Here is an 11,669-nt window from a genome sequence, read left to right on the forward strand (position 1 = left end):
TGGTTCAACGATCCGATAAAAAGCAAAAAACATGATTTCCTCTTCTTCCAAAGGAAAATCATGTTTTTTCTTAAACCAAAAGTGAGTAGAGTGATTGATTTTGCTGAAGGTTGATATAGTTTTGGTCAAACTGTTCAATTCGTGACAGTAATGCGGGGAGATCTTTTTTGTGTTTCAACAAGATTCCCAGCATTACTGGTCCTGTTCCACGATTGATTTTTTTTGTATATTCAAACCTAGTGATATCATCATCGGGACCTAATACATGGCTAACAAATTCCTTCAACGCACCGGGACGTTGTGGGAAATTGACGATAAAATAATGTTTCAATCCTTGATAGATCAGTGATTTCTCTTCGATCTCTGCCATACGGGAACTATCATTGTTACCACCACTCACAATACAGACGACTGTTTTGCCTTTGATTTGCTCTTTGATCAGATCCAAAGCTGCCACACTCAAGGCACCAGCTGGTTCAGCGACGATCGCTTGCTTGCTGTACAATTCCAGAATCGTTTGACAGATTGCGCCTTCTTCCACAGCTACCAATTGATCCACGTAGCGTTTGGCATGGGCATAGGTTTGAGCTCCGACTTGTTTGACCGCTGCACCATCCACAAAGGTTTCAATATGCTCCAGCGCCACTGGTCCTTGATGATCAAAGGCGGCTTGCATCGAGGCGGCCCCTACAGGTTCTGCTCCAACAACTTTTATCTTCGGTTGCTTTTCTTTCAAATAGGCTGCGGTTCCGCTGATCAAGCCGCCCCCGCCAATCGCTGCCACGACCAGATCGATCGTTACTTGTTTTTTTTCAGCATCCGCCAGCATCTCCACAGCAACGGTTCCTTGTCCTGCGATAATATTAGGATCGTCAAAGGGAGCAATGAAGGCCATTTGCTGTTCTTTTGCAAAGTGTTTAGCCGCTTGGGCTGCCGCATCAAACGTATCTCCCACCAATTCGATTTTGACATAATCTCCACCGAAAAAGAGGACTTGCGCGATTTTTTGCTGTGGCGTCGTTGTCGGCATGAAAATAACCGCTCGGATCTGCTGTTCTTGACAGGTATAAGCAACACCTTGCGCATGGTTTCCGGCACTGGCACAGACGACGCCACGACGAGTCAGTTCAGGATCTGCCTGGGTGATCGCATAGTAGGCACCGCGTAATTTGAAGGAGCGGACTTTTTGCAAGTCCTCTCGCTTCAACAAGACCGTCGCTTGATACTTCTCAGATAAAAAGCGATCATACTGCAGCGGCGTATGACTAACTGCTCCCCGCAGTCGCTCGTAGGCTTGTTCGATTGCAGAAACTGTCACCAACAAACGCGTCCCTCCTAATCTTTCGCAACAAACGGCATCATTTTCCGTAACTCGCTGCCGACTTTTTCAATTTGATGATTGCCGTTTTCCTCACGCATTTTATGGAATTCAGGGAAGCCGTTTTGATTGTCTTCAATGAATCCTTTCGCAAATTGGCCGTTTTGGATGTCTGTCAATACGGCTTTCATGTTTTCTTTGGCTTGTGCAGTGATCACCCGAGCACCAGAAACGTAGTCACCATACTCAGCCGTATTCGAGATCGAATGGCGCATTTTTTTGAAGCCTCCTTCATAAATCAAGTCAACGATCAGTTTCAATTCATGACAAACTTCAAAATAAGCCAATTCCGGTTGGTACCCCGCTTCTACCAATGTTTCAAAGCCCGCTTCGATCATACTGGTCAAACCGCCACAAAGTACGGCTTGCTCACCGAAAAGATCGGTTTCGGTCTCTTCTTTAAAGGTCGTTTCCAAAACGCCGACCCTTGTGGCACCAATGCCTTTTGCATAGGATAAAGCCGTTGCTTGTGCGTTACCAGTCGCATCTTGATAAACTGCAAACAAGGCTGGTACCGCAAACCCTTCGGTAAAGGTTCGACGCACCAAATGACCTGGTCCTTTTGGCGCAACTAGAAAAACATCCACCTCTTTTGGTGGCGCGATCACATCAAAATGAATATTGAAACCATGAGCAAATGCTAATGCATTGCCCGCAGAAAGATTCGGTTCGATCTCATTTTTATACAACGATCCTTGGATCTCATCGGGTGCCAAGATCATGACTACATCCGCTTTTTGAACGGCTTCGGCTACTGGGAAAACCTCAAATCCATCGTTTCTTGCGGCTTCCGCTGATTTTCCTTCACGAATGCCGATAAAGACTTCATGACCTGTGTCCCGTAAATTTTGCGCATGAGCGTGCCCTTGAGAGCCGTAGCCGACGATCGCAATCTTCTTGTCTCCTAGATTATCTGTAACTTCCTCGTTGTAATATACTTTTACCATACTTGTTTCCTCCGAATTCTTTCTTTATTTTAAGCAATTCAAAATTGCACTTACCCTCTTGTAAAGCCAGTGACACCCGTCCGTGCCAATTGTTTGATGCCGTATGGACGTAAAACTTCGATGCATGCTTCTACCTTTTTCGTATCGCCGGCAACTTGCACAACGATCGTTTTCAGTGCCACATCGACAATGTGTGCTCGAAATGGATCGATCACTGCTTGGATCTCCGAACGGCTTGTGGTTGGCGCATTGACTTTGATCAGCACCAGCTCCCGTTCGATATGAGGAACTTCTGTAATATCAGAAACCTTCAAGACATCGATCTGCTTGTTCAAATGCTTAGTCACTTGTTCTGTTTCTGCCAAATCGTTCACGTTGACAATGATCGTCATTCGTGAAAATTCTGGCCGTTCCGTTGTGCCGACAGAGATACTCTCGATATTGACCTGCCGGCGGTTTAAGACACTCGTGATACGGCTCAAAACACCTGCTTCATTATGGACGATTGCTGCTAATACCCGTTTCATCCCCTTAGACCCCCATCATTTCATGATTGGCTTTCCCCGGTGGGATCATCGGTAGCACATGCTCAGATGGCGAGACCATTACTTCGATCAGCTGCGGCCCTGCTTGAGAAAAAGCTGCTGCCAATTGATCAGCCAGTTGCTCTGGGGCATCGATCCGACAGCCTTCAATGCCATAAGCCTGTGCCAGTTTGACAAAATCAGGCTGCTGCGCAAAAACGGAGGCAGAGCGCCGCTTGCCATGGAATGTTTCTTGCCATTGGCGAACCATTCCTAAAGAGCAGTTGTTCAATAACACAAATTTGACATTCAAGCCATACTCATTCAAAATCGCAAATTCTTGGTTCGTCATTTGAAATCCACCATCGCCAACGAACACCACGACCATTTTTTCTGGATGAGCAAATTGAACGCCGATTCCTGCAGGGATGCCATAGCCCATCGTCCCTAGTCCGCCACTGGTGATCAATTGTTTGGGAAAGCGAAAAGGATAATACTGCGCGACCCACATTTGATGCTGACCAACATCGGTGATGACGTAAGCCTCTCCTTTGGTCAAACGCCCTACTTCTTCGATGACTTTTTGTGGTTTGATTTCTTGTGTCTGAGTGCGATCATAGCGATAAGGTTTTTCCTTTTTCCGTTTTTGGCATAGATCCAACCAAGTCGTCCAGGTTCCTCTTGTTGGTGGGTACCGCAGCATTTGCTGCAAAGCAGCCTTGGCATCGCCGACGATTGGGATCTTTGTTTCTACGATCTTGCCGATCTCCACTGGGTCAATATCGATATGAGCAACGATGGCCTGCTTGCCGAACTGACTGCCGGCCGTTGCTAAGCGATCATCGAAGCGAGAGCCGATATTGATAATCAAATCGGCTTCTGATAAAGCCATGTTCGCCGCATAGGTGCCATGCATACCGCCCATGCCTAAGAAAAATTGATGATCACTTGGCAGTAAGCCTAAGCCAAGCAACGTTGTCACTGTCGGCAACTTGTACTTGGCAATAAATGCATTTAGTTCAGCCGCAGCTTCGGCAGCGATCACGCCTGCACCCGCCAATACCACTGGTCGCTGAGCTTTTTCCAAGACTTGCATCAGTTTTTCGATTTGCAGACGGGAAGGCTCTGCCGTTGGTTGATAGCTTTTCCTTGTGATTGGCAACGAGCAGGTTTCAGCGGTTTCTTGTAAGGTAATATCTTTCGGAAGGTCGATGACAACCGGTCCTTTTCGCCCTGTGGAAGCGATATGAAAGGCTTCAGCGATCACTTTTGGCAGCTCATCGACACAGCGGACTTGGTAGTTGTGCTTCGTGATCGGCAACGTGATACCCAGAATATCCGCCTCTTGGAAGGCATCTTTGCCAATTCCTGGTACCGCCACTTGTCCCGTGATAACTACCAATGGTACGGAATCACTCATAGCATCGGCAATGCCCGTGACGACATTTGTAGCACCTGGTCCGCTCGTCACTAAAACGACCCCAACATTGCCAGTAGCTTTGGCATAGCCTTCAGCGGCGTGGATCGCGCCTTGCTCGTGACGCGTCAAAATATTCGGAATCGCTGCATCATATAATTGATCATATAACGGCAGGACGGCGCCGCCCGGATAGCCAAAGATCATTTCGACGCCTTGCTCTTGTAAGCTGTCCACTAATACTTGTGCGCCAGTCCTTAGATGCGATGCTTGATACTCGATATTTTCCATTGCTACTCCTCCTCATCAGGTACTCGCATAATCCCGCCCGTATTGGCAGAAGTCACTAAAGCGGTATAACGTGCAAGCCATCCTTTTTTCACTTTTGAACGAAACTTCGGTCGTTCTTGCGCACGCTCGGCAAGCTCTTCATCGGATACTTGCAGATTCAGCGTTCGATTTGGTAAATCTATAATGATTTCATCGCCATCGTTGACAAGGCCTAATGGACCCCCTGCAGCGGCTTCTGGCGAAATATGCCCCACGGCGATTCCTCGGGTCGCTCCTGAAAAGCGGCCATCGGTGATCAAGGCGACATCTTTGCCTAACCCACGTCCAACGATACTTGAGGTAGGCGCCAACATTTCTGGCATACCTGGTCCTCCTTTTGGTCCCTCATAGCGGATCACTACAACATGTCCTTTTTGTACGGTATGATTGTCGATGGCAGCAACTGCTTCATCATGTGAATCAAAACAGATCGCTTTGCCTTTGAACACTTGGACACTTGGATCGACCCCACCGACCTTGATGACACTGCCTTCTGGGGCGATATTACCGTACAAGATCGATAGACCACCCACAGGACTATACGGGTTTTCTTTGGGATGAATAACTTCTTCGTTGTGGATCTTCGCTTCAGCGACATTTTCTCGTAACGTCTTGCCTGTGACAGTCGGTCGATCAGGATGAATCGCTCCCTCGATATCACAAAGCTCCCTTATGATTGCCGAAACGCCGCCAGCTTCATGAACATCGTGCATCGAATAGGCTGATGATGGCGCGATTTTTGAGAGATAAGGCACTCTTTTAGCGATTTCATTGACCCGTCTTAAGTCATAATCGATCTCAGCTTCATTGGCGATCGCTAAGGTATGCAGCACTGTGTTGGTGGAACCCCCCATCGCCATGTCTAAAGCGAAGGCATCATCAATAGCTTCTTTGGTCACGATGTCTCGAGGTTTCACTTGTTTTTCAACAAGATCCATCAACTTAAAGGCGGCTTGTCTAACTAGTTCTCGTCGTTCTTCAGACACGGCAAGAATCGTACCATTGCCTGGCATTGCCAATCCTAAGATCTCTAAGAGACAGTTCATTGAATTGGCAGTAAACATCCCTGCACAGGAACCGCAAGTCGGACAGGCATTTTGCTCCATAAATTCAAAGTCTTCTTTCGTCATGTTGCCAGTCTTGTAAGTCCCCACGGCTTCAAACATGGAAGACAAGGTTATCTGGTGGCCCCGTGGATCAATACCGGCTTTCATCGGACCGCCAGAACAAAAGATCCCCGGTACGTTCGTCCGCATCGCTGCTAAAATCATGCCAGGAGTGATCTTGTCGCAATTCGGGATATAAAATACGCCGTCAAACCAGTGAGCATTGATCACGGTTTCTGCGGAATCAGCGATCAATTCTCGGCTGGGTAGCGAATAACGCATGCCAATATGGCCCATCGCAATGCCATCATCCACACCGATCGTATTGAACTCAAAAGGGATGCCGCCAGCTTCACGAATCGCTTCCTTAGCGATATCTGCTAACTCCCGTAAATGCACATGTCCAGGCACAATATCGATATAGGAATTACATATCGCAATAAATGGCTTGTTCATGTCATGGATATTTTTTACTTGTCCTGTGGCATAGAGCAGACTCCTAGCTGGCGCTGCATCGATCCCTTTTTTAATCTGATCACTTCTCACACTCATCATCTCCTGCATTTTGGAATAAAAAAAAGCATCCCGGTTATAAAAAACTGGGATGCTTTGCCAGAATCCCATTTTACTTACGCAAATAGGACTCAAACAAACGGATAATTTTTGCTTCCGTGTTCTAAGTCCTGGTATCAATAATAATGACTAATAAATATTGATTAAAATTGCGCATAGAAAATGGCTCCTTCATTAGAAATAGTAACGTTCTTGTAATTGTTTACCAATATACCCTTTGCAAAAACACTTGTCAACGAATTTTCTGAATTTTTTTTCAATAATGACAATTTCAAGGAACCCTTCCTCACATTAGATGTCATTTAATCGCTTGCTTCTTTTGATAAAAATGACTTTTAAATCACCTTTATTCTTGCTTGAGAATTTAGGGTGTGCCCGCAACCCTTGTTTTTTTTAGATCAAAAGAAAAACAAAAAATATTTTTGAATTTTCTGACAATAATAACCGTTTCTTTTCCCATTCGATCCGCCTGCATGGTGGCAGTTCCTAGTTAGACAAAAGAAAAAACCCTTGATTACTCAAGGGTTTCTACAAGACTCAATTATTTCACTGCGTCTTTAAGAGCTTTACCTGGTTTGAATGCAGGTACTTTGCTAGCAGGGATCTTGATTTCTTCACCAGTTTGTGGGTTGCGTCCTTTGCGTTCTGCACGAGAACGAACTTCAAAGTTACCAAAGCCGATCAATTGAACTTTTTCACCGTTAGCTAAAGCGTCTTGAATTGTTGAGAATACAGCGTCTACTGCTGCAGTTGCGTCTTTCTTAGTTAAGTCAGTAGCTGCTGCAACTTTTTCGATTAATTCTGCTTTATTTGCCATGGATGGTTTCACCTCCTGATATTTTTTTTGATGTCATGCATCAACAAAAATCTTGAGTGGTCCAAGGTTTTTGTCAAATATTGATTACCATCAATATTCTGATATAACGTTATCATAAGAACCTTGTAATATCAAGGATTTTAACGTTTTTAGGGGGTTTTTTTTTTGGTTTTTTCCCATTTTTCTAGAAAAGGACAGATTTCTTTGTAAAAAGAAACAAAGTATGATAAAATCTCTATTTTCTTCTGCGAGGAATGATCCGAATCGGCGTTCCTTCAAAAGTGAATGCCTTGCGGATTTGATTTTCTAAGAAACGTGCATAAGAGAAATGCATCAGTTCTTCTTCGTTGACAAAAATAACAAAAGTTGGCGGTTTGACAGCTACTTGCGTCGCATAAAAAATCTTCAAACGTTTGCCTTTGTCTGTTGGGGTTGGGTTGATCGCCACAGCGTCCATAATGACGTCATTCAACAACGCAGATGGAATACGCATGTTTTGATTCATGCTGACTTCTTCAATCAATTGCGGCAGCTTATTCAAGCGCTGTTTCGTCACTGCGGAAACAAAAATGATTGGCGCGTAATCCAAATATTGGAATTCATCTCTGATTTCTTCTTCAAAATCACGCATCGTATTCGTTTCTTTTTTCAATGTATCCCATTTATTGACAACAATAATGATTCCACGGCCTGCTTCATGGGCATAGCCAGCGATCCGTTTGTCTTGCTCGCGAATCCCTTCTTCGGCGTTCAAGACCATCAAGACGACGTCTGAGCGTTCAATGGCCCGCATCGCCCGCATCACACTGTATTTTTCAGTAGACTCGTAGACCTTCCCTTTTTTACGCATCCCTGCCGTATCAATCATGGTAAATTCTTGACCGCTTTCGCTGGTAAAATGGGTATCGATCGCATCACGAGTCGTTCCTTCGATATCAGAAACGATCACTCGCTCTTCCCCAAGAATTGCATTGATCAAAGAGGATTTACCGACATTTGGTCGACCAATCAAACTAAACTTGATGATGGAATCATCTTCTTCTTCTGCTTCATTGGTGAAGTGTTTGACAGCTTCATCAAGGACATCCCCGATCCCTAATCCATGACTTCCTGAGATTGGGTATGGATCGCCTAGACCCAAACCATAAAATTCATAGATGTCGGTACGCATCTCGGGATTATCAACTTTGTTGACGGCTAAAATCACGGGTTTATTGCTTTTGTACAGCAAACGAGCCACAAGCTCATCAGCATCGGTTACTCCTTCACGAGCACTCGTAATAAAAACAATGACATCTGCTTCATCGATGGCGATTTCTGCTTGATGCTTGATTTGATCCATAAACGGCTCATCACTTAAATCGATCCCACCTGTATCGATCACGCTAAACTCACGGCCTAGCCATTCACCAGTGGCATAAATACGATCTCTGGTCACTCCTGGAGTATCCTCAACGATCGAAATTCGTTCTCCAGCTATCCGGTTGAAAATGGTCGATTTCCCCACATTCGGACGTCCAACGATCGCTATTGTTGGATTTGACATTTTTTACCCTCCATTTAAAAAAGCAGTCCTTGTACGCTGCTTCTTGTATTCAATCTTACTTAGTTTACCTAAAGCCATGGAAAGTTGCAAGCTTTCCTGACAAACAAAAAACCAGCTTATAACAAATTCAAACATCGAATCGTTATAAGCTGATGGCATACAATTACTCTTCGTCGCTGTCTTTTAAGGCATCGCCTAAGATATCACCCATAGTAAAACCAGTTGATTCTTCTGGCAATTGATAATCATCCTCTGAAACCTCTTGTGTTTCATTGGTGTTTTCGGCTTTTTCTAATGCTTTGATACTTAATGCGATTCGGTGTTCTGAAGGGTTCACTTCAAGCACTTTCACTTGCACTTCATCACCTTCTTGTAAGACTTCATGTGGTGTCGCAATGTGTTTATGGGAGATTTGTGAAATATGGATCAGCCCTTCAACACCTGGGAAGACTTCCACAAACGCACCGAAGCTTGTCAAGCGTTTAACAGTCCCCGTCAAGACACTGCCAACAGCCGCTTGCTCTTCAATATTGGTCCAAGGTCCAGGCAATGTGTCTTTGATCGAAAGTGACACACGTTCTTTGTCTGCATCAACAGATAAGATACGCACATTGACGGTATCGCCAACAGATAAAACATCACTCGGTTTGCCAACATGTCCATGAGAAATTTCAGAGACATGGACAAGTCCATCGATGCCGCCAAGGTCTACGAAGGCACCAAAGTCGGTCAAACGCGCTACTTTTCCTTCTACTTCTTGTCCTTCATATAAATCAGCTAATAAAGCTTCTTTTTGTTTTGCTTTTTCTGCTTCGACAACTGCTTTATGAGAAAGGATCAAACGGTTTTCTGAAGGCTCGATCTCAACGATTTTGAAGGTCAATGTTTTCCCTTTGTAATCTTCGAAATCCGCAACAAAATGGTCTTCGACCATTGATGCTGGGACAAACCCACGAACACCTACATCAACCACTAACCCGCCCTTAACGACGTTGGTGACTGGTGCTTCAATGATTTTTCCTTCTTGGAAATCTTTTTCGATATCTTCCCAAACTTTTTTCGCGTCTAAGCGACGTTTAGAAAGGAGATAGCTGCCGTTTTCTTTGTCTTTACCAATTGCTGAAATCACAACCAATTCTAAGACATCCCCAACTTTGACTGCTTCGTTGATGTCTTCAACAGGTAAAGTTGATAATTCTTTTGCAGGAACAACGCCTTCAACGCCGGCGCCTTCGATCCCTACGATCGCTTGTTTATCCTCAATGGCCAATACCTCACCTTTAACGATATCTCCAACTTTTACTTCTTGGAAATTGTCTAAAGCGGCTTCCATTGATTCATTTCCACTCTCAACCTGATTATTTTCAAATTCTGTCATCTCTCATGTCCTCCTAACCAACAATTCTGCAATAATTGCACTACATCTTTTAGTTTAAAATAGAATGAAAAAAAAATAAAGCGATTTCTCTTATTTTCCTAAAAAACTACGGTTTTTTCGTTAAAAAAGTCTTTTCACCTCTGTTTTCTTACTCACTTTCATCTTTTGGTTTCGAAAAATAAAAAAACAATGGGGAACACCCATTGTTTTTGTTAATCAATTTTTTCTTTGATGGTTTTTTTGATTGCTTCGACGACTTGCTCGATCGTTAAACCAGACGTATCGATTCGAACCGCATCCTCCGCTTGTTTCAAAGGGGAGACTTCTCTGTGAGAATCCAGATAATCTCTTTGCTGGATCTCTTCTTTCAACGTCTCATAATCGGTTTTGATCCCTTTTTGCTGATTTTCTTTAAAACGGCGCTGTGCGCGTTCTTCCACACTTGCTACCAGAAAAATTTTGACTTCTGCTTGTGGTAAAACCGCCGTACCAATATCGCGGCCATCCATCACGACACCGCCATCTTTAGCGATCATCTGCTGTTGTTGGACGAGTTTTTCGCGGATCGCAGGGTATGCCGACACCTTCGAAACTGCGTTGGTTACTTCTGGCTGACGGATCGCTTCTGTGACTTGCTCTCCTCCCGCAAAGACCTCTTGACCGTGTTCAGTCGGTTCAAAAGTGATGGGGTATTGATCGATCAAAGCAGCGATCGCCGCTTCATCTTCAAGTGAACAGCCCGTTTTTAAAGCTAAATACGTGATGCTTCGATACATGGCACCGGTATCCGTATAAATAAATCCCAGGTCATTCGCGATGATTTTTGCCACTGTGCTTTTCCCAGATGACGCAGGACCATCAATAGCGATGTTGATTTTTTTCATTTTTCTTACTCCTCGTTTCCCAACGATGTGTATTCCTTCATCGTTTCTGCTTATCGTCCACCTTGGCTTCTCTCTTTCAAGAAAAAAAACCGCCAAAGCGGTTTTTTATTTAACTCTTAACGTGTCGCCAGGGTAAAGCATGTAGTTGTTCGGATCAATCCCATTTAATTGATATAGGGTTTCAACTGAGATACCTGTACGAGCTGCCACTTGTTCAGGACCTTCACCTGCTTGCACAGTGGTATACTGTTCATTACCAGCAGCGCCTTGCCCTTGGTTATTTTGGGTAGTATCTTGTCCAGCATTGTTTTGTTCTTGTGCCGGCTCACTGCTTGAAGGTGTTGATGAAGCTGGCGCAGAAAAACTGCTAGAAGAACTTGATTCACTTGTTGACGAACTCGTTTCACTTGTCGATTCCGTAGTGGATGATTCCGTCGTTGATGATTCGGTTGTTGAAGACTCTGTCGTACTTTCTACAGTACTGCTCGAACTTGCTGTGGTTGGGGCATCATTGTTATGGTTCAATACCCAAATACCGGCACCAACCGGAATTGCCACGATCAAGAAAAGCAAAACTAAAACGATCGTCAAAAAGAGTGAATTCCCACGCTTTTGTTTTCTTTGTTGGGATCTTGATGCAGAATCATCGTATTCTGTATCATAGATTGGTTGTTCCCACGGTTCTTGATTTTCTGAATTGTAGTCATTGTCTTTCTTGCTCACTCGTATTCCCTCCTAGTTTCCTTCCGATGTATTATACCATAGGTAA

The 11,669-nt window shown here is 44.4% G+C and carries 10 protein-coding genes; all 10 read right to left on the reverse strand.

What is annotated here, in order from left to right; genetic code table 11:
• Positions 1-70 precede the first annotated feature (70 nt).
• Positions 71-1,324 (reverse strand): threonine ammonia-lyase IlvA, encoded by a 1,254-nt coding sequence (gene ilvA, locus A5878_RS11380; protein WP_034695989.1) that lies wholly within the window; start codon positions 1,322-1,324, stop codon positions 71-73.
• A gap of 11 nt (positions 1,325-1,335) precedes the next feature.
• Positions 1,336-2,325: a ketol-acid reductoisomerase gene (gene ilvC / locus A5878_RS11385; protein WP_005229350.1), complete on the reverse strand. Its 990-nt coding sequence runs from the start codon at positions 2,323-2,325 to the stop codon at positions 1,336-1,338.
• A gap of 50 nt (positions 2,326-2,375) precedes the next feature.
• Positions 2,376-2,852, reverse strand: a complete 477-nt coding sequence (gene ilvN, locus A5878_RS11390) for an acetolactate synthase small subunit (protein ID WP_005229349.1) — start codon at positions 2,850-2,852, stop codon at positions 2,376-2,378.
• 4 nt (positions 2,853-2,856) lie between these two features.
• Positions 2,857-4,557 (reverse strand): biosynthetic-type acetolactate synthase large subunit, encoded by a 1,701-nt coding sequence (ilvB, locus tag A5878_RS11395; RefSeq protein WP_010749292.1) that lies wholly within the window; start codon positions 4,555-4,557, stop codon positions 2,857-2,859.
• Between the two features lie 2 nt (positions 4,558-4,559).
• Positions 4,560-6,248, reverse strand: a complete 1,689-nt coding sequence (ilvD, locus tag A5878_RS11400; protein WP_010749291.1) for a dihydroxy-acid dehydratase — start codon at positions 6,246-6,248, stop codon at positions 4,560-4,562.
• A 568-nt stretch (positions 6,249-6,816) separates the two neighbouring features.
• Positions 6,817-7,092, reverse strand: a complete 276-nt coding sequence (locus tag A5878_RS11405; protein WP_003126821.1) for an HU family DNA-binding protein — start codon at positions 7,090-7,092, stop codon at positions 6,817-6,819.
• 235 nt (positions 7,093-7,327) lie between these two features.
• Complete coding sequence (gene der, locus A5878_RS11410; RefSeq protein ID WP_005231911.1) at positions 7,328-8,638, reverse strand: ribosome biogenesis GTPase Der; 1,311 nt, start codon at positions 8,636-8,638, stop codon at positions 7,328-7,330.
• Positions 8,639-8,801: 163 nt separating this feature from the next.
• The gene (gene rpsA / locus A5878_RS11415) at positions 8,802-10,016 is read right to left on the reverse strand and encodes a 30S ribosomal protein S1 (RefSeq protein WP_005229333.1); all 1,215 of its coding nucleotides are present in this window, start codon (positions 10,014-10,016) and stop codon (positions 8,802-8,804) included.
• Positions 10,017-10,228: 212 nt separating this feature from the next.
• Positions 10,229-10,900, reverse strand: a complete 672-nt coding sequence (gene cmk, locus A5878_RS11420) for a (d)CMP kinase (RefSeq protein ID WP_010749236.1) — start codon at positions 10,898-10,900, stop codon at positions 10,229-10,231.
• A 105-nt stretch (positions 10,901-11,005) separates the two neighbouring features.
• A complete protein-coding gene (locus tag A5878_RS11425) occupies positions 11,006-11,623 on the reverse strand; it encodes a LysM peptidoglycan-binding domain-containing protein (RefSeq protein WP_010749235.1) in 618 nt (205 codons plus the stop codon).
• Positions 11,624-11,669: the final 46 nt, after the last annotated feature.

Source organism: Enterococcus sp. 3G6_DIV0642 (genome assembly GCF_002140635.1).
Taxonomy (GTDB): domain Bacteria; phylum Bacillota; class Bacilli; order Lactobacillales; family Enterococcaceae; genus Enterococcus_D; species Enterococcus_D casseliflavus.

Excerpts from the sequence above, each read along its gene's own strand:
- ilvC (WP_005229350.1), bottom strand. The coding sequence starts at position 2,325 with ATGGTAAAAGTATATTACAACGAGGAAGTTACAGATAATCTAGGAGAC.
- A5878_RS11405 (WP_003126821.1), bottom strand. The coding sequence starts at position 7,092 with ATGGCAAATAAAGCAGAATTAATCGAAAAAGTTGCAGCAGCTACTGAC.
- ilvB (WP_010749292.1), bottom strand. The coding sequence starts at position 4,557 with ATGGAAAATATCGAGTATCAAGCATCGCATCTAAGGACTGGCGCACAA.
- rpsA (WP_005229333.1), bottom strand. The coding sequence starts at position 10,016 with ATGACAGAATTTGAAAATAATCAGGTTGAGAGTGGAAATGAATCAATG.
- der (WP_005231911.1), bottom strand. The coding sequence starts at position 8,638 with ATGTCAAATCCAACAATAGCGATCGTTGGACGTCCGAATGTGGGGAAA.
- ilvN (WP_005229349.1), bottom strand. The coding sequence starts at position 2,852 with ATGAAACGGGTATTAGCAGCAATCGTCCATAATGAAGCAGGTGTTTTG.
- cmk (WP_010749236.1), bottom strand. The coding sequence starts at position 10,900 with ATGAAAAAAATCAACATCGCTATTGATGGTCCTGCGTCATCTGGGAAA.